Genomic DNA, 23,043 nt, shown 5'->3' with positions numbered 1-23,043 from the left:
ATTATTTAACCGCAACCATACGGGGAATAACTCCTAACTGGCCTTGTATCATTTTTGCTTTTGCAACTGCCATTGATCTTCTTTTTTTAGCACCTCTAAGCAAAAATAAAACTGCATCTGAAACATTTGTATTTGGAACTAATTTATTGTACTCCATTTTTATATACTCCCTTGTTTGATTATCTATCAGTTTTGTTTTTATATCCCACATAAACTTAATCGGTTCAATTTTATTTTTACTTTAGGTTTTTTAGAAGATATTAATAAAAATTGAAACATTAGTTAACAATTAAATATCAACTAGCCGATAAGATAAATTCTTGTTCCGGATATGGTCAAAAAAATTAGCTGATAAAATATTTTTTTTAACTTGCCGTGTAATTTTTTAAATTCTGCCAGTTCTGTATAATCTGACTTCGAAGAATTAAAAAATAAAAAAACAAGCCAAAAAAGGTCTGAGTTAAAAAATATTATGGATTTTGGAACGAAATTTCTGCCTGATAACAGAATAGAATTTAATTTTTGGGCTCCTGACTCAAAAACAGTAGCTTTATGTGTAAAAAATCCTAATGTTCACCTGAATTTTGAAATTCCGATGAAACAAAAAAAAGACGGTTGGTTTCAGTTAATTACAGACCATGTAAAATCCGGAGCCACTTATCAGTTTCGACTGGACGAAGGACTGTTAGTTCCAGATCCTGCTTCCCGTTATCAGGCGCAGGATGTGCATGAATCAAGCGTTGTAATAAATCCCGCAGAATTTAACTGGGAAGATGATTATAAATGGAAAGGCCGTCCATGGAATGAAGCTGTAATTTATGAGCTTCACACAGGGACTTTTTCCAAAGAAGGCTCTTTTAACGCCGTTACAGAAAAACTTGATTATCTTGTATCCCTTGGTATAACTGCTATAGAACTTATGCCTGTATCAGATTTTCCGGGAAAAAGAAACTGGGGTTATGACGGAGTTTTGCCGTTTGCTCCAGATAATACTTACGGAACACCTGATGATCTTAAAGAACTTATAAAAACCGCTCACCAAAAAGGCTTAATGGTTTTTCTGGATGTCGTTTTCAATCACTTTGGACCGGAAGGAAATTATTTACATGTTTATGCAAAGTCAAAATTCTTTAATTCCAAAGAAAAAACACCATGGGGCGATTCCTTAAACTTTAAAAATAAAAATGTTCGGAATTTTTTTATTCAAAATGCCCTCTTCTGGCTCGAAGAATACCATTTTGACGGATTGAGATTTGATGCGGTACATACCATAAAAGATTCTTCCAAGATTCATATCTTGGAAGAAATTGCAACAAAAGTAAAAGAACAGATCAAAGATAGAAATGTGCATCTGATTCTCGAAAACGATAATAATGATGCGAAATATTTAAAAAATAATTTTACGGCTCAATGGAATGACGGGTTTCACCATTCAATGCATGTACTTTTAACGGGAGAAAAATCAGATTATTATGAAGATTTTTCCGGCGAAAAATCACCGCATAAACCTGTTTATTATCTTGCGAGAACCCTGGCAGAGGGTTTTGCCTATCAGGGAGAAAGTTCCGCTTACAGGGGCGGAAAAGCTCATGGAGAAGACAGCAAAACTCTTTTTACTACAAGCTTTATAAACTTTCTGCAAAATCATGATCAGATAGGAAACCGCTTTTTAGCCGAAAGAGTAAATCGGCTTGCATCTCCTAAAGCCATTAAAGCCGCTGCCTGCATATATCTTCTTTCTCCTGCAATCCCTATGATTTTTATGGGAGAAGAATTCGGATGTGAACAACCATTCTTTTTCTTTTGCAACTTTGAAGACAACCTTGCAAAGTCTGTAAAAGAAGAAAGAATAAAAGAATTTTCAAAATTATTTGACACAAATATTTTAACCAAAATTCCTGATGCAACTTCGCAAGAAGCTTTTAATGAATCCAAAATTGACTGGAGCAAAACTGAAACAAGCCACCATAGAGAGCTTTTTTATTTTTACAAAAAAATGCTGGCCATTCGAAAAAAATACATAATTCCGCTTATTCCTAAACTTTATCATTCTAAGACAAAATTTGAAATTCTTGGCAACGCTTTGTTTCATGTCAGATGGAAAGGACGTAACGGAAAATCTTTAGAGCTTTTAGCAAATTTAAGCGACCAATCTTATGATTTTCATTACGAAGAAGCACAAAGTAATAATAATCTGTCCGGTTTTTGCGGGAATAATTTTGGCAACTCACTATTAATAGCTGAATCACAAGAAAACAGTTTGCGGCTTTTTAAAGAACAGAAAATCATTACACCTTGGGGGGTTTACTGGTGCCTATGCTGATTTCTACTCCTGATTCACAAACACAAATTAGAGTTGGATAAAATGAAAACTTCAAAAAAACAGCAAGATAATACTAAAATTCCAATTTCTACTTATAGATTGCAATTTAACAAGCATTTTACATTCAAAGATGCTCAAAAAATCATTCCTTATCTGAGAGATATAGGGATTTCTCATTGCTACTCATCTCCAATCCTATGGGCAAAAACCGGAAGCCTTCATGGTTATGACATAATCGACCACAGCAAACTTAACCCGGAAATTGGCTCATCTAAAGATTTTGATGAACTTGTGAAAATAATTCAAAAAAACAAAATGGGTATAATACTTGATATTGTGCCTAACCACATGGGTATATGCCGCAAAAACAAGTGGTGGGTTGATGTTTTGGAAAACGGTCAAGCCTCTCAATACGCAAATTTCTTTGATATTGACTGGAAACCTATTAAAAAAGAGCTTTACGGCAAAATACTTGTCCCTGTTCTTCACGATCATTACGGGAATATTCTTGCCGGCGGCGAATTTAAAATAAATTTTGACAGGGATAATGGCAAGCTAAAGCTGATTTATTTCGACCATGAATTCCCGATAAATCCATCTTCCTACACCATAATAATGGAACACAGGATTGATAAACTGGAATCTACACTTGGTTCTGCTCATAATGACTTTCTTGAATACCAGAGCATAATGACAGTGTTTAAAAATCTGCCGAAAATAAATGAAACAGACTTTGAAAAAATAAAAGAAAGAAACAGAGAAAAAGAAATTGCCTACAAAAGATTTTCTGAGCTTTGTAAAAGAAAAAATTTTATCGCAAATTTTATAGAAGAAAATCTATTAGACTTTAGATGCAGCCCAGATGATGTTACAGCATGTCAAAGAGTACATGAAGTTCTCGAAAATCAGGCTTATAGACTTGCATATTGGAGAGTTTCCTCTGACATAATAAATTACAGGAGATTTTTTGATATAAATGCGCTTATAGGATTACGTGCTGAAAATAATGATGTGTTTAATGAAACTCATTCTGTAATTCTTGACTTAATAGAACAGAAAAAAATTCAAGGGTTGAGAATAGACCATCCTGACGGACTTTTAGACCCATTAGGTTATTTCATAACTCTTCAAAAAGAAGCAGGTAAACGACTCGGAATAGACTTTGATAGTTCAAACGAAAAGCACTTGTCTTCCGAGCTGCTGCCATTTTATGTAGTCGCCGAAAAAATTATTGCTCCTTTTGAAAAACTTCCGCAAAACTGGGCAATTCACGGCACTATCGGGTATGAATTTTTGAACAACGTAAATAACCTTTTTCTGGATAATAAAAATTTAAAAAAAATTTCAAGAACTTATCATAAATTCATAAACAAAGAAATTGATTTCAATGAGTTAGTAATCAAATGCAAAAAAACAATAATGAGAACAGCCTTAACCAGCGAATTAAGCACTCTTTCAAATCATTTGAGCCTGCTCTCCGAAAAATATTACAGCGCAAGAGATTATACGCTAAACAGCCTCAGAGAAGCACTTACTGAAATTATCGCCTGCTTTCCTGTTTACAGGACTTATATTTCGCAGGAAGAAAAAAACAATAAAGATATAGATTATATCAAATGGGCTGTCAGAATGGCAAAAAAGAGGAGTATGTCAACAGATCCGTCTATTTATGATTTTATAGAAAAAATCCTGCTTTGTGAATTTGAATCAAATAAAGAATCGGATATTTATGGTGAAATTTTAAATTTCACTATGAAATTTCAGCAATACACAGGTCCTTTAATGGCAAAAGGACTTGAAGATACAAGTTTTTATAATTACAACAGGCTTATTTCCCTGAACGAAGTAGGCGGAAACCCTGCAACTTTTGGAATATCAGTCAATGACTTTCATAATGGAAATATGTACAGACTAAATGCAACTCCTCATGGGCTTCTTGCAACTTCCACCCATGATACAAAACTTTCAGAAGATGTCAGGGCAAGAATATCATCCATTTCAGAAATTCCTGAGGTATGGAGAAAAAAAATCAATAAATGGAGCCGAATAAATAAATCAAAAAAAACCAGAATTGATAACTTATTTATCCCTGACAAAAACGATGAATACCTGTTTTATCAAATTTTAACGGGACTTTGGACGGATGAAGACTTTAATAATGAAAAAATCAAAAAAATTATTGAAAGAATTAAAAATTATATGCTTAAAGCTGTTAGGGAAGCCAAAACCCACACCAGCTGGATTAATATAAATACTCAATATGAAAATGCTTTAAGTGAATTTATAAGAAGAGTTTTAAGCTCCTCAGAAAGCCATCCTTTCTGGAAAGAGTTTTTGCCTTTTCAAAAAGAAATTGCGTTAGGAGGTTATAACAATTCTATATCACAGATAACACTTAAATTTACCAGTCCCGGAGTGCCTGATATTTATCAGGGAAACGAATTGTGGAAATATAATCTTGTCGATCCGGATAACAGAAACCCTGTAGACTTTAACAAATTTCAGAAACTTTTTAAAAAAATCAAACCTTTTTTGCGCAATTCTAATGAAGATTTTTCTTTTCTTTTTCCTCTTGAATCGGGGAAATTAAAACTTTTTATATCTTCAGTACTTTTAAACTTTAGACAAACACATTCTAATTTATTCAAAAAAGGAAATTATATTCCTCTTGAAGTTAGAGGCGCAAAATCTGAAAATATAATTGCTTTTGCAAGAAGTTTTGAAAATGAAACAATTATAACTGTCGTTCCCAGACTTGTTTTCCACATGATTTCCGAGGAAAAACCTTTTGCGATCGGAGAAGAAGTTTGGAAAGACACCAGAATTATTTTGCCTGTTAATTACAGAAATTTTAAAGATATTTTTACAGGTAAAACTTTTTATGATTTTAATTCCGAATCCGCTGATTCCGAAAACAAACAAAATAGTGAAATATGTCTGTCCGAAACGTCTTTTAATTCGGTCAAACAAGAACTAATCGGAAGCATAATAAATATACTTCCGATTAGTGTACTTTATTCGGACTCAAGCTCTATTAATTTAAGTCCTTATTATAAGAAATTTTAATTTAATCATTTATTATATAAAGAGAAAATTTGCTTTGTCTGTTTTGAGATTATTATTTATTGTTTCTTTTATATAAGAGTTTAAACCAATTTGGTGAGTATTAAGATCATAAGAATTTTCATTAATGTGATAAATTTTAGCTTCTACAATATTATCCATACGCATTATCTTTTCGAGTAACATTTTTGATTTCATTAGATTATTTCTCCTTGTTATTAATTTTAATTAACTGTTCTTTATACTTATATAAAGTCATTGAGATAAAAAATATTGCTAATATATTTAAAAAATATATGCCAATGTTAATTATTTGTTACAATTCCAAAAAAAGTTGTATACAAATAATATTAATTATCAATAAGCAGAAGTCAATTAAGGGGGTATTTATCTATTGCACTAAAAAAGTAATCGATAAATACGATATAATAAAATTGAGAACACTTAATTTAAAGATAAAAATAAAATGAACAAATTTATAGAAGTTAAGAACTTAATCAAAGAATTTCCTATAAAAAAAGGCTTTTTTAATAAACAAACAGGCGCTGTACATGCCATAAACAATATAAGTTTCGATATTTTTAAAGGAGAAACTTTAGGTCTTGTAGGAGAATCAGGCTGCGGAAAATCAACCACAGGCAGATGTATTCTCGGTTTGATACCGCCTACAAGCGGTTCTGTAAAAATAAACAATCTGGAAATAACTTCAGCAGACTCAAAAACACTTCAGCATCTTAGAAAAAAGATGCAAATAATTTTTCAAAACCCTTACTCAAGTCTTAATCCAAGAATGACAGTAAAAGAAATTCTGAGAGAGCCTTTTATAATACATGAAAAAACGCTTTCTAAAAAAGATACAGATAAAAGAATAAACGAACTTCTTGATATGGTAGGAATGAACGAAAGCGTGCTTAATAGGTACCCTCACGAATTTTCCGGCGGTCAAAGACAAAGAATCGGAATAGCAAGAGCTTTGACTCTTAATCCTGAATTTATCGTAGCTGATGAGCCTGTGAGCGCTCTTGACATAAGTATTCAAGCACAAATAATAAATCTTATGCAAAAACTCAAGAACGAATTAGGGCTAACTTATTTATTTATATCTCATGACTTAAGCGTCATAAGATATATGTGCGACAGGGTCGTGGTTATGTATCTCGGTGAAATTGTAGAAATAGCAACGACACAGGAATTATTTTCAAATCCGAAACATCCTTACACGCAGGCATTATTAAATTCCGTTCCTGTTCCTAATCCCGATAAAGACCTCTCATTAAGAGTTATTCTAAAAGGCGATCTTCCCAGCTCTGTGAACATGCCTTCAGGCTGCAAATTTCATACAAGATGTCCTTATGTTATGGATATTTGTACTAAAATTAATCCTGAATACACTAAAATTTCGGATAATCACATAGCAAAATGTCATCTTTTGAATTAATTAACTCGAATCGTTGATTAAGTTTATGCGTCATCACGAGGAGAGGCTTTAGACTCGATGCGGCAATCCATTTTGTTTTTTATAGATTGCTTCGCTATGCTCGCAATGACGATTTTGACTATTTAGCAATTTTCATTAATAAAAAACAAGAACAAACTTAAAAAATCATTTAACTTTACAACCCTAAAAATTGTTTTTCAGGTAAAATATTATTCTTAGAATAAAATAATACCTTAAGGAGAATTAATTAATGCCGGAATTAGTAAAAGCTTGTATCAGAGACATACCTGATTTTCCAAAACCTGGAATAGTTTTTAAGGATATAACTACCGCTATTAAAGATCCTGAGGCTTTTAAGAGAATTATTGACTTTATAACAGCAGAATTTAAAGATGCAGGAATAGATTATGTTGCCGGTATCGAGTCAAGAGGGTTTATTTTTGGAGGACCTGTTGCTTACAATCTTGGAGCAGGGCTTGTAATAGTAAGAAAACCCGGTAAACTTCCATCCGAAGTTGAACAGGTTGAATATGCACTTGAGTACGGCACAGATTGCGTAGAAATCCACAAAGATGCCATTGAACCGGGCAAAAAAGTTCTTCTTATAGACGATCTTCTTGCAACAGGAGGAACCGCAGCAGCTTCTTATCATCTTATAGAAAAAATAGGTGGAATCCCTGTTGGCATTGCTTTTGCAGTAGAATTAACTTTTCTGAACGGCAGAGAAAGACTTACAGAAAATAAAAACGTTAAATTGGTTTCAATGGTTCAGTATTAATGAAATGTTATTTGTGTGGAAACACTGAACATTTATATGTAAAAGGGCAAGTTAGAGATAACTTTGATATAAAAATCAGAAAATGCAGCTCTTGCGGTCTTGTTTTTCTTGACGATTCCAGCCATATTGACGATAAATTTTATGAAAATAACGGCATGGAAAAAACAATTAACTTAAACTGTAATTTTGCTCAAACAGATTCTGTTGATACACAAAAACGCATTAATCTTTATCAGAAAAAACTTATAAACAAGCGAGTACTGGATTTTGGGTGCGGAAGCGGAAGTTTTCTTTCTCGGATAAAAAAAGAAAATATTTCCTCTCAATTATATGCTCTTGAACCTAATCAAAAGCATTTTAACTTTTTAAATTCAAATTTTACTCTTTATAAATCAATAGATGAAATTCCGGACAAAAGTCTTGATTTTATAACGATGTTTCACGTAATGGAACATCTTAAAAACCCTTTGGAAATACTACAGGCGCTCTATAACAAGTTGGATGAGCATGGAAAAATCATTATCGAAATTCCAAACTGCGATGATGCCCTATTAAGTCTGTATGATAATGATCCCTTTTCTAACTTTACTTACTGGAGCTGCCATTTATATTTGTTTAATAATGAGACTCTCAAAACTTTACTGGAAAAAACACCTTATAAAATCGATTATATAAAACAGTACCAGAGATACTCGTTTGCAAATCATATTCATTGGCTGGCTAAAGGGAAACCGGGCGGACATATCGAATGGGGTTTCCTTGATGATGAGAAACTGCAAAGTATTTACGAAGAAAAACTTGCTGAATTAGGCAAATGCGATTCAATTATAGCAATGATTAGCAAAGAATAGCTTTATAAAAGACAAAAAGGCTTAAAGATGAAAAAAATAGGCTTACTTGGCGGAATGAACTGTGAATCAACCGTTGAGTATTATAAAATTATAAATCAAAAAGTCAGAGAAATTTTAGGTAAAACATCTTCAGCTAAAATCATTATGGAAAGTTTTAATTTCAAGGAAATAGAAGATTTACAATTTCAAAATAATTGGGATGAATTAACAAAAAAATTATCCAAAGCAGCTCAAAATCTTGAAAAATGCAATGCTGACTATATTGTAATTTGCACAAATTTAATGCATAAAATTGCTCCGGAAATTCAAAAAAATATTGACATTCCCATAATTCATATTGTTGATAGTGTTGCTCAAGAAATTAATAATTATACTTTCAATAAAGTTGGGCTTCTTGGCACTATATTTACAATGGAAGAAGACTTCTACAGCAAAAAACTTTTAAAAGATTACAACATTGAAACTATAATTCCCGAAAAAGAGGATAGAGAAGAAATAAGCCGAATAATATACGAAGAGTTATGTCAGGGAATTATAAAAAACTCTTCCAAAGAAAAATATTTACAAATAATAAATAAACTGAAAGGGCAAGGTGCCCAAGGTGTTATTTTAGGATGTACGGAAATTCCTCTTTTGATTAAATCCGCATCAATTCCTTTATTTAATACTTTGCAAATACATGCTTTAGATGCAGTTTCAAAATCACTTAAAACAGAATAATATGGTCAAAGTTATTCTTTCCTTGTATACTACAAGGGAAAGGTAGTAATTATTCGTAAATAGAAGAGACTATGATAAAAAATATTAGAAATTTCTGCATAATAGCACATATAGACCACGGCAAATCAACCCTGGCTGACCGTTTGCTTGAAAAAACAGGCACCATTGCAAAAAGAGATATGATGGAACAGCTTCTTGATACAATGGATATCGAGAGGGAGAGAGGAATTACCATCAAGCTTCAGGCAGCTCGCATGAATTACAAAGCTCAAGATGGAAATGAATATATTTTTAACCTTATAGACACACCCGGGCATGTCGATTTCAGTTATGAAGTTTCAAGAAGTCTTGCAGCATGCGAAGGAGCTCTTCTTGTTGTTGATGCAACTCAAGGTGTAGAAGCCCAAACAATGGCGAATGTTTATCTTGCGATAGAACAAAATCTTGAGATAATTCCTGTTATAAATAAAATTGACCTTCCAAGTGCCGATACTGAAAGGGTTAAGCATGAAATAGAAGAGATATTAGGTATTGACACTTCTAATGCTGTTCTTGTAAGTGCAAAATCAGGTGTTGGAATAGAAGATGTACTTGAAGCAATCGTAAAATACGTTCCTGCTCCTAAAGATACATCAAAAAAACCTCTAAGAGGGCTTGTTTTTGACAGTTATTACGATCCATTCTTAGGAACAATCGCCTACTTCAAAGTCATGGACGGAAATATCAAAAATGGCGATAAAATAAGATTTATGGCGAACAAAAAAGACTTTGAAATCATTGAACTTGGCTATATGAAACCGCAAAGATGCCCTGCAAACGAACTTAAAACAGGAGAAGTAGGTTATCTTGCCGCATCGATAAAAGAAATTTGTCAGTTTGTCGGAGATACGGTTACATTAGTCGAAAATCCTGCAAAAGAAGCTCTTCCAGGCTATAAAAAGGCAGTTCCTATGGTTTTTTGCGGAATGTATCCCGTAGACAATGACCAGTACCATGAACTTAAAGATTCCCTTGAAAAACTCCGACTTAATGATTCAAGTATTACTTTTGAGCCGGAAACGTCTTCTGCTCTTGGATTTGGTTTTAGATGCGGATTTCTCGGACTTTTGCACATGGAAATTGCACAGGAACGTCTTGAAAGAGAATATAACCTTTCACTTATAACTACTGCGCCCAGCGTTATTTATAATATTTATAAAACTGACGGGACAATGATTCAGATTGACAACCCTGCAAATTTACCGTTGCCGCAATACTTAGATCATATTGAAGAGCCTTACGTTAAGTTAAATATCTTCACACCTAATGACTATGTTGGCGCTTTAATGGATTTAGCACAAGGGAAACGCGCTATCTTCAAAAACATGCGCTATATTGATGACACAAGAGTTGATATTGAATACGAAATGCCTTTAAACGAGCTTGTTACAGACTTTTATGACCAACTGAAATCCCGTTCAAAGGGCTATGCAAGCATGGATTATGAATTCAGCGAATACAAAAGATCTGATCTGATAAAACTTGATATCCTGCTCGCAGGTGATATTGTTGATGCCTTAAGTACAATTGTACACAGAGATAATTCGTCTTATATCGGACAAAAACTTACAAGCAAGCTCAAAGAAATAATTCCGAGGCAAATGTTTGAAGTCCCAATTCAGGCATCAATTGGCGGAAAAGTAATCGCAAGAACAAACGTAAAAGCGATGCGCAAAAACGTTCTTGACAAATGCTACGGCGGCGATATTACAAGAAAGAAAAAACTGCTTGAAAAACAAAAAGCCGGTAAAAAAAGAATGAAAGCAGTAGGCAAAGTTGAAGTTCCGCAGGAAGCATTTATGGCTGTTTTAAGCTTAGAGGAATAAAAACATGCATACAGATGATACTTTGGTAATGATTATGGCCGGTGGAGAAGGCAAAAGACTTTATCCGCTAACTAAAGACAGAGCAAAACCAGCGGTGCCTTTTGGCGGACGCTATCGAATTATCGACTTTGTAATGAATAACTTTATCAATTCAGGATTTTACAAAATAAAAGTCCTGACACAATTTAAATCTGATTCTTTAAATAAACATATTTCTCGTACTTGGCCTGCTACACCGATTTACGGACAATTTATTGACCTTGTTCCTGCACAAATGAGAACCGGTGGCGAATGGTATCAGGGAACAGCTGATGCAATTTATCAAAACCTGAATATAATTTATGATATCGAGCCAAAATATATTTGTATCTTTGGCGGAGATCATATCTATAAGATGGATGTTCGGCATATGCAGAAATATCACAGGAAAAAAAATGCAGACCTTACAATTTCCGCTATTCCTGTTCCTGTTGAAATGGCAAAAGATTTCGGGGTTATGGTTATTGATGAAGATTGGAAACTTATAGGCTTTCAGGAAAAACCTAAAGAAAATCCTGCGACAATTCCGGGAAGACCTGATATGGTTCTTGCGTCAATGGGTAATTATATTTTCAATACAGACGTCCTTCTTAGAGAACTTGAAACTAATGCGCAAAATCCTGAAACAAGTCATGACTTCGGACATGACATAATTAACAACATGTACACGAGGGCTAATATCTATGCATACGACTTTAGCCGAAATCATATACAAGGAATGACCGAAACAGAAAAAGGTTACTGGAAAGATGTCGGTTCAATAGATGCTTACTGGCAAGCAAATATGGATTTATTAGAAGCACTTCCCGAATTTGACTTATATAATCAAGCCTGGCCTCTTAGAACAGAAAACCATAACCTGCCTCCTGCTAAATTTATTTGGAATGAATCAGAACGTATAGGTATGGCAACCAATTCGCTTGTTTCAGAAGGTTGTGTAATAAGCGGCGGTCAGATTAATCGATGCGTTCTTTCATTTAGCGTAAGGGTTAACAGCTTTGCCCATGTTGAAGAATCTATATTAATGGAAGACGTTAACATTGGAAGATACGCTAAAATAAGCAAGGCTATTATAGATAAAGGAGTATTTGTTCCTCCTTATGCTGAAATAGGTTATAATAGAGAAGATGATATTGCCAGAGGCTTTGAAGTTACTGACTCTGGAATTACTGTAGTACCAAAAGGAGCAATTTTATGAGAATTCTGCACAAAAAATTAATATCAATTTTAATAATAGCTGCAACTTTCGCGGCAATATTTTCAAATTTCCAATTTGCATCTGCTGTTCCTCCCAAAATAAATTTAACACCATCTGATTACACAACAGGACTAACCTGGGAAAAAGCTCAAAAGCTTAATAAACCCATAGTCGTTAATTTTTATGCAGACTGGTGCCATTTCTGTCAGGGATTTGCTCCTATTCTTGATAAATTAAGACAACAAACCGGCTCAAAATACAGCTTTGTTTTTATCAACTGCGAAGATCCAAAAAACGAACGCATTGTAAGAAATTTCAATATACAATCATATCCGTCTTTATTTCTTGTTAAGAAAAACAAAAAAATTCAGATCGATAATTCAAAATTCCAGAATATTTATTTACTAAAAGAAGAACTTGATAAATTTTCAAAATAATAATTTTGTTTATTTTTTAAATTCATAATTATTTGAAGAAATCATGTTTTTTAAGTAAAAAGCTTCTTCCATAATACCTGAGAGCTCTGTTAAAAGCCCCAAAGTCCCTCTTATTCCAAAATTTGGCCATGGAATAAAATTGTATTGATTGAAAAAATTAAACCCTGCCAGCGACAAATGAGGTATTTTTTGCCCTATGCACAGCGGTTTGTCCTGTATAGAGCCTATAGCAAAGTCCACTTCAGCTGTTTTTAAATGATTTATATAGTCAAAATATGACGGATTAATCAAAACAGTGAATTTTGCCTGATTTTTAATTGCTTTAAGAAGCTCAAGCGCTTCATCCATAGCTCTGTCGGTTTCTGCAACAAGCCCTATAACTTTGGGAATAATCCCAAAATCCCAAAGCAAACAGCGTGCAAGAGACGCCCCAAATTTTGCATGCGCAAGGATACCGCAGTGCTTTCCGTACATCAAAGTCGACATCCAACTGAAATTATAATTTAATCTAAGCTGATTTTGAACAAATTTCTGGTCTTTGACCAGTACTTCTTTTGCTTTCTCAATATTACCGAACTTTTCGGCAATTTTTAACAGCCATTCTTCTGTATTTGCAACACCTATAGGCAAAGGTAAATTTTCTTTTAAAATTTTTGAGTTTAAATCAGAACATATTTTTTCAAAATTTGTCAATTCTTCTGAAGAAAGAATATAGTTAAATTCAGCTTTTGCAAATTCGGAAATATCTTTTAAATCAAAGTTTCTGGTCATATTTAAATTGACCAGAATATCTGTTTCCTGTATCAGCCTTATAATTTCATCAGTGTCGTTTGTCCAGTTTTTAGAACCCAACAAATGAGGCGCTATAAGATTTATTGATTTTTTATTGTTTGATTTACCATTTCGACTTATGCTCTCAGAATGGCACTCCAACAATGCAGACAAAGCAATATCTGTTCCATGAACTAATCCTCCTGCAAATCCCGGTGTATCTAACCCGATTATTTTCACTCCTGTTTCTTCTTCCACAACTTTTGCAGCTACTTTTATATCATCACCGACAATAGCAGTTGCATCACTTGTCAAAATAAAAACAACTTCAGGGGGTTTTTTTCTTGAAATAGCCTGATTTATGGAATTTCTCAGGGTTAATAAAAGTTTTTCATTTCCTCCCTGAATACAGTCTGCTTCATTTAATCCAGTTGGAATCACAGGGACATAACTTCCTCCCGGTATCTGGTCAGAGCGGAAGTGCGTTGCTTCAATGTTGCATCCTGATATTCCATGAAATATTATAAGCGCGTTTTTTATTCCGGAAGCTGTCAAGGTACTACCTATGAAGCTTCCCGGCTTCATTAAATCCTTATATTGTCTATCTGATTTAATTATGTTCATTGTTTTCGCCCAAATTCATAAAATTCTCCATGCACTCTTCCATATAAAGTCGCTTTTTTACTTCCTGAAGAGAACATTGATGCTTCAATTATGCTTTCATAAAGTGCTTTTGCCCCTCTGAAACCTACTCCTCTTGCAGGTGCATTTATAACACGCCGTAAATGTACACCTGTTTCAACTCTTGGAATATTTTCCGCATCAAAAGTTCCTGCTTTTGCCATTGGGAAAACATCCTGAGTAAAATAAATATATTGATTCTCTTCCAAATCAAGTGTTTTCGCAACTTCTGTTATATCTAAAGGCTGTTGATTAGGATAATTGCCAGAAAGAATCATAGGATTAAAGCCATCCCATAAGAAATAATCCACATCAACTTCTTTTGCTTTCAACTCTACGGGATGAAGCCCAAATAAATATATATTCATGCCTAATTCCTGCAATGCTCTTGCTAAAGCCATCGGTCTTGCAAAAGCTGTTTGAGAGTTTCTTCCACATTCTATCAGGGCGGCTTTGCCTTTAACAAGATTTTTCGTTTTATCAAATACTTCCTGCAATGGCAAAATTTCTTTATTTATAAAATCTTCAGCTTCTGACTGTTTACCTGTAAAAACTGCCAAATCCCTTATCCATTTTGAAGTTGGTCCAATCCCTACGGGAATACAATGTCTTAAATAGGGAGTATTAAACTTTTCTTTCATTTTTTCAGCAAGCGGCACGCCCCAAGTAGGGCAGCTAATTACATTAACGGCTGCCTGTGGTGCGGTTTTTATATAATCATAATTCCCTGAAATTAAAATTCGGTGAATTTTTAAACCTATTGATTCAACTATTCTCGATAATTCAGAAGCGTCATCAGGATATTTCCCCCGTCCTTTTCCGCAGCCCATTCCGCTTCCGTCTCTCTTCCCAGTGCATTTTACAGGTGAGCTATCCTGTTGCTCTTTGTACTGTCCGAGAATATTTACGGTACTTTTAAATATTTCAGAAGGTTCTTCCATCATATCTGCATATTTTACTGCTATTTCTTCTATAGATTTGCCAAGAGGAATAGACGTAAAACCTGCTGATGGAATATAATCAATCTTTGCATGGCAATCTTTTCGGGCAGTTTGTATAGCCCTTTCAATGTCATCAGCTATAAGTGCGGTTGAGCAAGTGTCAAAAACACATATATGTTCGGGCTTATAATCCTTATCAACCTCTAACAGCGTTTTTATTAACTCCTGATTCCCGCCATAAATTACTGAATTCTGGTCTATATTTGTAACAGGCATATGTAAAAAGGGATTTCCATAATAAAGAGAATAATTTGTAGAACAAAAATTCCTTACTGCCCACGCACAATTAGTAGGTCCATGTATAACTGCTATAGAATTTTTAGTCATGGCATAACTTGTTACAGCCATAATCAGCTTGCACCAAAGCCCTTCGTAGCCCGGAAATCTTTTATTAATTTCACAACTAGCAGTTACAGGAGGAGTTTCATCAAACATTTCAGAAACTTTTACCCATTTATATCCTGCTTTTTGCAATTTTGAAGTTTTTAATTCCATTTAATTAGCCAGAACCTTATTTTCAATATTTATTATTCCTAAAAGTTCCTGTTTAGAAAGAGCTTCAGGTATAAATTTATTTTTATTACCAAGTATTTTAGAAGCAAGTTCAAAATAAACTTCAGCTTGCTCTGAATCAGGAAAGACTTCAACGACTGTTTTGCCTTTAATCTCTGCTTTTTGTACATAATCAGATCGTGGAATCATTTGAATCACAGGTAATTTTAACTTTTCAGCGAAATTATTAATAATTTCATTTTCGTTTTGAATATTTCTGAGATTTCCTATAATTCCTCCGACTCTTACTTTTAATCCCTGCTGAGCAAATTGTTTTATACTAAAAGCAATATTATTAGCCGCATAAAGAGCCATATACTCCCCGCTTGTAACAATGTAAACTTCTTCCGCAAATCCATGCCTGATAGGCTGGGCAAAACCACCGCATACAATATCCCCAAGCACATCATAAACAACCAGATCAATATTATTTTGTTCAAAAATTTTATACTGCCTAATCAAATCAAGTGCAACCAGAACCCCTCTACCTGCGCATCCCTGCCCGGGAAAAGGTCCTCCCGCCTCCATACAAAGAATGTCGTTAAATCCTTTGTAAATAGCTTTCTGAAGCGCCTCTTTTGAATTCCCGTATTCTCTTGTTATATCGGAAATCGTTTCTATAAATTTGCCGTCCATTAAAGTATTTACCGAATCTGCCTTTGGATCGCAACCAATTTGGGCCGGTTTTATATTTTTGCATGTCAAAGCAGCGGTTAAATTACTGGAAATAGTGGATTTTCCTATGCCGCCTTTGCCGTATAAAGCTATTTGTCTGATATTTTCGTGATTATTCATTTTATTAAGCCTGATGTCAGATATTTATATTATTTAAAATATCATGAATTTTAAATAAAAAAACCGATACTTAATAGTATCGGTCTTACAAGCTTTTACTCAAGCTGAATGGTATTTTGCACCACGCTTTACGTAAATAGCTATGATTCTATATATTCTTTAAGTTTTTTACTTCTGTTAGGGTGGCGAAGCTTTCTGAGAGCTTTTGCCTCGATTTGTCTTATTCTTTCTCTCGTTACTCCGAAAAGTTGTCCAACTTCTTCGAGAGTTCTTTGTCTTCCATCATCCATGCCGAATCTTAATCTTAAGACATCTCTTTCTCTAGGAGATAAACTTCTTAAAACTTCGGCAAGGTCTTCTCTTAGAAGCTCATGTGCTACTGTCATTACAGGCGCATCTGCATCTTTATCTTCGATAAAATCGCCCAACCTGCTGTCTTCTTCTTTTCCGATTGGTGTCTCAAGAGAAAGCGGTTCCTGTGCTACTTTGATAATTTCTCTTAGTTTGTTTATTGTAATCCCCATAGCTTGAGAAATTTCTTCTTCGGTAGGTTTACGGCTCAAATCCTGTGCCAGTTTACGTGTAATTTTTTTAAGCTTGTTGATTGTTTCCACCATGTGAACAGGGATTCTTATAGTACGGGCTTGATCCGCAATTGCTCTTGTAATAGCCTGTCTAATCCACCATGTTGCATAGGTACTAAATTTATAGCCTCTTTCATGGTCAAATTTTTCTGCTGCTCTGATAAGTCCAAGGTTTCCTTCCTGAATAAGGTCAAGAAACAACATGCCTCTTCCGACATATTTTTTGGCAATACTGACAACCAGTCTAAGATTTGCCTGTACCAGCTTGCGTTTTGCTATTTGACCGATATTTCCGCCTGTTACGATTTTTCTGGCAAGATCAATTTCTTCATCTGCTGTAAGCAGTTGAATTCTTCCAATCTCTCTTAAATACATTCTGACAGGATCATCAAGAGGCACACCTTTAGGTGGTGTAATATCTACCTCATCAACTTCATCATCAGTTTGATCTTTAACATCAATATCATCTTCATCCTGATCGATAAGACCTACAGGATCAGGTCTTCCAAACAAAGTATTTATCTGATCACTGTCAATACTGTCTTCTTCCCTGAGAAGTTCATCAATAGCAGCGCCGCCGCGTTTTTTACTGTATTCTTTATCAATCATAACCAAAAATGTATCCTCTTATTTAAATTATCTTCAACACTAATTATTATTCTCAAACTTCTAATCTGTTTTGCAAAATCAATTCCTTAACCAATTGCTGCTGTTTAAGAGAAGAGCTGTCATCTTTATTGGATGCGTAATATTGCATTTTCAACTTGTTTTGTTGCTCTGATAAAGCGCATCGTTTTAAAAACGCTATGTGATCTCTGATATATTGTTCCAGTAAACTGGTGTTCATTCCTTTTTTCTCGTCAACTGAGCATATTACATCCACTAATATTTTTTTTGCTTCTTCGTTCTCAGCTAATTTGGTGAATAGCTCATCTGACAATTTTTCAGGATTTGTAATTTCATTTAATGATTTATTAATTTCGTTTTGAATTAACGAGATATTTTCCTCAGTGAAATTAACCTCCTTTAAGTAATTATTAATACACAAAGGTGACAGTTTTTCACTATTCAGAAAATACAAACTCAGTAAATTTTTCTGTGCAGAAATGTGATTTTCTTCTAAATTTTGCCTTTTTTCCTGATTTAAATTTTTCTCCTTTTTTATTACATTTTGTAAACTCTTTTTGACTTCAATATTAAGTGATTCTTCATCTATCATTAGCTTTTCGGAAACAAGTTTGATGTATTCGTTTCTTATGATGGAATTTCTTATATCCGAAAGTATTGGAATTAATTCCTGTATGATTTTTGATTTTTCCTGAGGAGTTTCAATTTTTTCTTTTGATTTCATTATCCTGTTTATCTGATAATCTATCAAAAGCGGCGCATCGTTTATAACTTTTTTATACGCGTCAAGCCCTTCTGTTCTTATAAATTCATCGGGGTCTTTTCCTGTAGTATTTGATATAACTCTTATTTCGCAAACTGAACGATTGTTTTTATCGGAAATTTCAGAGAAATTTTCATCAAACTGTTTTATATCGCCCAGTCCTGAAAAAACTGATTTGATAATCTCAGCACCACGGTCTGTTGCATTAATTCCTGCCTCGTCCGAATCAAATGCCAGGTATATTCTTCTGGAATCAGAATATCTGGCGAGGATTTTTATATGTTGTTCTGTCAATGCCGTACCCAACGTGGCAACCACATTCGTAAGACCGTTAGTGTGCGCTGAAATTACATCAAAAAAGCCTTCCATTATTATTACGCTATCCTGCTCTTTTATGGACTGTTTTGCCTGATGGAGAGCAAACAAGCTTCTGCTTTTGTTAAAAAGCAATGTATCCGGAGAATTCAGATATTTCGGATTCTGGTTATTTTCCAGTGATCTTGCTCCAAATGCTATAAAGTCACCTTTTTCATCTTGAATAGGAATCATTATCCTGTTTCTAAAACGATCAACATGACCGTTACCCGAAGTTTTTTCTGAAACAAGTCCTGCCTGATAAAGCAGTTCACTTGTGGTTGAAGCTAAATCTTCGTTTTGTGTTTTGCCGCTTTGAAAATGATTTATCAAGCTGTCGAAGCTGTTCATGGAGTAACCGATATTAAATTTTTCAATAACATCTTCTGATATATTCCTTTTAAAAAGATATTCTCTTGCTTTTGCGGCTTCAGGGGCATTCAGAAGAAGTTTGTTGAAAAACCTCACTGCCTCTTGATTCACTTCCAATATTCGATTTTTGATTTCCGTTTTTTCTGAAGAAAAATTTTGTTTTTGAATCGGTATACCAAATTTCTGCGCCATTTCAACAATTACTTCATAAAAAGTATTATTGTTAATCTTCATCAGAAAACTTATGGAATCACCGCCGGCACCGCAGCCAAAACATTTAAAAATGCCTTTATCAGGGCTTACAGAAAAAGACGGGGTTTTTTCTTTATGAAAAGGACAGCAGCCCCAGTAATTTTTGCCTGATTTTTTCAAGGCAATATGTCCTGAAATTACATCAACAATATCAAGCCTGTTCTTAATTTCACTGACTGCATCAACTACAGGTATATTTATATCAGATTTTTGAACCATACTGTTTTTACTGCTTCCTATTTTTCTTCTCACTTACTTTAAGTTTACTGAAAAAAAAAATTGATAGTAAATTCAAAATATTTTTTATTATTTTTTAAATTTTTTCCAAGAGGCTTACAGTTCTTGTATTTTTAACATTTGCAGAAATATTAAAATCCTGTAATATTTATAAATAATCTAAGCGTCAGGTTTGACAAAATAAAATAATTTTAATAAAGACCGGTTTTGAGTACTGCAATTTTAAAAATTTTAAACGGGCTTTAAAAACATGCTATTGCATGTTCTGCGCGCCGTGGAACATGCCTTTTATCATTTGCTGCATTTCATTTGGATTATTAGACTGTTCTATAGCAGCTTCTTCTGAAATCAAATCCGCTTTTACAAGCTTTAACAAAGACATATTCATGCTCATCATATTATTAAAACTGCCTTTATTTATTAAATCATAAATTCTGTCAATTTCATTTCTTTCTATGTAATCTTTTGCTGCCGGAGTAACAACTAAAACTTCTGTTGCAGGCACTCGCCCTTTGCCGTCACGCTTCTTAACAAGTTTTTGTGCAACAGTTCCTCTCAAAACAGAGGCTATCTGCATTCTTACAGCATCTCTTTCATAAGGCTGAAAAGCATTAATAACCCTGTTTATTGTTTGAACGGCATCAGTGGTGTGAAGTGTTGAAAACACGAGGTGTCCTGTTTCCGCAGCCTTTAACGCACTAAATATTGTATCCATATCACGCATTTCACCAATCAAAATGACATCGGGATCCTGTCTTAGCGCATATTTTATTCCATTGGGAAAAGTATCAGTATCAACATTAAGCTGTCTCTGAGTAAAAATACTTTTCTTGTTAGTATGAATAAACTCTATAGGATCTTCAAGAGTAACAACGTGTTTCTGTGTATTGTTATTCAAATAACTGAGTATAGTAGCAAGTGTGGTCGATTTACCGCTTCCTGTCGGTCCGGTTATTAAAACAAGACCATTATTATAATTTGTAAATTCTTTTAGTGAAGGAGGCAGGTATAAATTTTCTATAGACGGAACTTCCAGAGGAATTATTCTTAATACAAGACCGACATTGCCCAAATCATGAAGTAAATTAACTCTAAATCTTGCTATATTAGCCATTTCCATTGAAAAATCAAAGTCATAAGTAGTCTTTACTTTATGATAATGCTTTTGAGGAACTATCACCTTTACAATATCATCCATATCCTGTTCTGTAATCGGATTATATTTTGTTTTAAGGATAACTCCGTCTTTCCGCACAACAGGAACAGAATTTACTCTTAAATGAATATCTGAAACCCCTTGTTTTACTGACAAGGCTAAAAATGAATGAATTTCAAATCTTGGCAAACCAGTGTCTTCAAGAGGATTTATTTCATTTTCCATTTTTTTCTCCAATTATTTTTTAACCCGAACAAAAATGCTCTGTTCTATATTTTACCTGTTTTTAAAATTTTACGGAAGAAAAATAAATTTTATTTGAAATTACATGGATTCAGGCGCCAAAACTCCAAGAAGGTCAAGAGCATTTGCAAAAACCTGTTTAACCGCATTGATAAGGCACAATCTTGCTTTCATTAAATCATTTTCAACATTCAATACTCTTGTAAAAGTGTAAAAATAATGAAAATCTTTTGCCAGTTCGAGTGTATATCTCGCTATCATATAAGGCGCCCTGATTTTTGCCGATGTTTGAACTAAATCTTCAAAAGATTCCAGCTTCAAAATCAATGATTTTGTTGCTTCAATTTCTTTTTCACTATTTGTCTTCCACAAGGATTCCAGTAAGTTTTTATTAAATTTTTCGGGATTTATAATCTCTTTAAGTTCTTCTTTCGTGATAAAAGAAGGAAGCTGTGTTTTATTGTCCTGATCGAATTTTTCTGCCGTTGCTGTTCTTAAAATACTGCAAACCCGTGCATGTGCATATTGAACATAAAAAACAGGATTTTCATCAGAGCATGACTTTGCAAGATCAACATCAAAATCAAGAGTTGTATCAATACTTCTCATAATCATCCAGAATCGGGTTCCGTCAACACCAACTTCGTCTATAAGATCTTCAAGAGTGAGCATTTTCCTTCTTTTGCCCATTCTTACCTGTTCTCCGGATATAATTAAATTAACAAGCTGTCCCAGAAGGACTTCAAGGCAGTCCGGATTTTTCCCCATCGCTTCTATCGAAGCTTTTATTCTTGCTACATATCCATGATGATCTGCACCCCAGATATTTATTAGCCTCTCAAAGCCTCTTTCAATTTTATCGTAATGATAAGCGATATCCGCTGTCAAATAGGTATAAGAACCATCGCCCTTTTTAATAACTCTATCCTGATCATCACCGTATTCAGAGGATTTAAACCATAAAGCACCCTCTTTTTCATAAAGTTTATCGAAGCTTTTCAGTTTTTCGATAGTCTTTTCAACTTCGCCTCTTTGATGAAGAGATGTTTCGCTGTAATAAATATCAAAATTAGTCCTGAATTTTGCAAGAAGTTCTTTCTGGCTTTGCAGCATTAAAGCTTTTGCAAAATCTGACAACTCTTTTATTATTTCCTCAGAAGGATTTAAAGGATCAGGGTTATTTTTATAAAGCTCTTCAGCTTTTACTTTATTGGTTTTCAAATATTCTTTTGCTGGTTCAATAAGGAATTCACCGGAATAATAATTTTTTGAGCCCTCTTCTTCTGTTTGAGGGAAACTTGCCTCAATACCCAGTTCCTGCAAAACTCTAAGCCATAAAGATTTTCCGAGATTATTTATTTGATTTCCGGCATCATTGATATAAAATTCCTGAGAAACATCATAGCCGGAAAATTTCAGTAAATTCGCAAGAGTACTTCCTACAGCCGCCCATCTTCCATGACCAATATGAAGAGGTCCTGTAGGATTTGCAGAAACATATTCAAGAAGCACTTTTTCAGAATTACCGAGATTATTTCTGCCAAAATCTTTGTTTTTTAATATTATTTGAGCAATTCCGTCATTTAATACGCTTTTTCCCAGTTTGAAATTTATAAATCCCTGAATTATTGATACTTCAACATCGTCTATATTTATGTAAGGTTTTATTGCTTCCGCTATTTGAGCAGGTGCCATTCTGGCATGCCGCGAAAGTGGCGAAATATTTACGGCATAATCACCAAATTCAGGATTTTTAGTTTTTTCAACTATTAATATATTTAAAATATCCGTATCTTGAAGTTGCCCCATTTTATCTTCATCGTAAGCTTTTTTTATTGCTTCTTCAATTTGATTTAAAATCAACTCTTTTATCATAAGCTTTTTTCTCTCAACTTTTACCCTGTTTCAGTCTTTATCTGAATTATAAAACAAACTGTCAAAAT

The 23,043-nt window shown here is 34.0% G+C and carries 18 protein-coding genes; 9 read left to right on the top strand and 9 right to left on the bottom strand.

The annotated features are described in order from the left end of the window. Position 1 precedes the first annotated feature (1 nt). On the bottom strand, positions 2-157 hold the full coding sequence (locus tag WCG23_01100; protein MEI8388457.1) for a hypothetical protein: 156 nt from the start codon (positions 155-157) through the stop codon (positions 2-4). 315 nt (positions 158-472) lie between these two features. Here WCG23_01100 and treZ point away from each other — a divergent pair, with 315 nt between their 5' ends. Continuing rightward, a complete protein-coding gene (gene treZ, locus WCG23_01095; GenBank protein MEI8388456.1) occupies positions 473-2,323 on the top strand; it encodes a malto-oligosyltrehalose trehalohydrolase in 1,851 nt (616 codons plus the stop codon). Positions 2,324-2,365: 42 nt separating this feature from the next. Continuing rightward, positions 2,366-5,389, top strand: a complete 3,024-nt coding sequence (gene treY, locus WCG23_01090; GenBank protein MEI8388455.1) for a malto-oligosyltrehalose synthase — start codon at positions 2,366-2,368, stop codon at positions 5,387-5,389. A gap of 12 nt (positions 5,390-5,401) precedes the next feature. On the opposite strand, the gene WCG23_01085 is transcribed toward treY, so the two are convergent. Beyond that, the gene (locus tag WCG23_01085; protein MEI8388454.1) at positions 5,402-5,584 is read right to left on the bottom strand and encodes a hypothetical protein; all 183 of its coding nucleotides are present in this window, start codon (positions 5,582-5,584) and stop codon (positions 5,402-5,404) included. Between the two features lie 268 nt (positions 5,585-5,852). Between WCG23_01085 and WCG23_01080 the strand changes: the two genes are divergently transcribed. The 7 genes from WCG23_01080 (at position 5,853) to WCG23_01050 (ending at position 12,712) form a co-directional block, all read left to right on the top strand. Beyond that, positions 5,853-6,824, top strand: a complete 972-nt coding sequence (locus WCG23_01080) for an ABC transporter ATP-binding protein (protein MEI8388453.1) — start codon at positions 5,853-5,855, stop codon at positions 6,822-6,824. Between the two features lie 250 nt (positions 6,825-7,074). Beyond that, complete coding sequence (locus tag WCG23_01075; protein ID MEI8388452.1) at positions 7,075-7,602, top strand: adenine phosphoribosyltransferase; 528 nt, start codon at positions 7,075-7,077, stop codon at positions 7,600-7,602. Beyond that, complete coding sequence (locus tag WCG23_01070; protein ID MEI8388451.1) at positions 7,602-8,453, top strand: class I SAM-dependent methyltransferase; 852 nt, start codon at positions 7,602-7,604, stop codon at positions 8,451-8,453. Before WCG23_01075 ends, WCG23_01070 begins: the two co-directional genes overlap by 1 nt. A 27-nt stretch (positions 8,454-8,480) precedes the next feature. Further along, the gene (locus WCG23_01065; GenBank protein MEI8388450.1) at positions 8,481-9,173 is read left to right on the top strand and encodes an aspartate/glutamate racemase family protein; all 693 of its coding nucleotides are present in this window, start codon (positions 8,481-8,483) and stop codon (positions 9,171-9,173) included. A gap of 71 nt (positions 9,174-9,244) precedes the next feature. Further along, positions 9,245-11,038 (top strand): translation elongation factor 4, encoded by a 1,794-nt coding sequence (lepA, locus tag WCG23_01060; GenBank protein ID MEI8388449.1) that lies wholly within the window; start codon positions 9,245-9,247, stop codon positions 11,036-11,038. Between the two features lie 4 nt (positions 11,039-11,042). After that, positions 11,043-12,275: a glucose-1-phosphate adenylyltransferase gene (gene glgC / locus WCG23_01055; GenBank protein MEI8388448.1), complete on the top strand. Its 1,233-nt coding sequence runs from the start codon at positions 11,043-11,045 to the stop codon at positions 12,273-12,275. Then, on the top strand, positions 12,272-12,712 hold the full coding sequence (locus WCG23_01050; GenBank protein ID MEI8388447.1) for a thioredoxin domain-containing protein: 441 nt from the start codon (positions 12,272-12,274) through the stop codon (positions 12,710-12,712). The genes glgC and WCG23_01050 overlap by 4 nt, the downstream gene beginning before the upstream one ends. Positions 12,713-12,721: 9 nt before the next feature. Here WCG23_01050 and WCG23_01045 read toward each other — a convergent pair whose 3' ends face one another. The 7 genes from WCG23_01045 to argS all read right to left on the bottom strand — a co-directional run bounded on the left by WCG23_01045 (position 12,722) and on the right by argS (position 22,975). Then, positions 12,722-14,107, bottom strand: a complete 1,386-nt coding sequence (locus tag WCG23_01045) for a nitrogenase component 1 (GenBank protein MEI8388446.1) — start codon at positions 14,105-14,107, stop codon at positions 12,722-12,724. Then, complete coding sequence (locus WCG23_01040; GenBank protein ID MEI8388445.1) at positions 14,104-15,660, bottom strand: nitrogenase component 1; 1,557 nt, start codon at positions 15,658-15,660, stop codon at positions 14,104-14,106. The genes WCG23_01045 and WCG23_01040 overlap by 4 nt, the downstream gene beginning before the upstream one ends. Then, complete coding sequence (locus WCG23_01035) at positions 15,661-16,512, bottom strand: nitrogenase iron protein NifH (protein MEI8388444.1); 852 nt, start codon at positions 16,510-16,512, stop codon at positions 15,661-15,663. 140 nt (positions 16,513-16,652) lie between these two features. Next, positions 16,653-17,705: an RNA polymerase sigma factor RpoD gene (gene rpoD, locus WCG23_01030; protein MEI8388443.1), complete on the bottom strand. Its 1,053-nt coding sequence runs from the start codon at positions 17,703-17,705 to the stop codon at positions 16,653-16,655. A gap of 52 nt (positions 17,706-17,757) precedes the next feature. Next, positions 17,758-19,716, bottom strand: coding sequence for a DNA primase (gene dnaG, locus WCG23_01025; GenBank protein ID MEI8388442.1), 1,959 nt, complete (start codon positions 19,714-19,716; stop codon positions 17,758-17,760). 238 nt (positions 19,717-19,954) lie between these two features. Beyond that, positions 19,955-21,082 carry a PilT/PilU family type 4a pilus ATPase gene (locus WCG23_01020; protein ID MEI8388441.1) on the bottom strand — a complete coding sequence of 376 codons (1,128 nt, stop codon included), beginning with the start codon at positions 21,080-21,082 and terminating at the stop codon, positions 19,955-19,957. A gap of 99 nt (positions 21,083-21,181) precedes the next feature. Beyond that, on the bottom strand, positions 21,182-22,975 hold the full coding sequence (gene argS, locus WCG23_01015) for an arginine--tRNA ligase (protein ID MEI8388440.1): 1,794 nt from the start codon (positions 22,973-22,975) through the stop codon (positions 21,182-21,184). Positions 22,976-23,043 lie beyond the last annotated feature (68 nt).

This window comes from bacterium (assembly GCA_037147175.1).
Lineage (GTDB): Bacteria > Cyanobacteriota > Vampirovibrionia > Gastranaerophilales > UBA9971 > UBA9971.
Note: the sequence above shows the minus strand (reverse complement) of the source record. Positions and strands in the feature narration are given on the sequence as shown.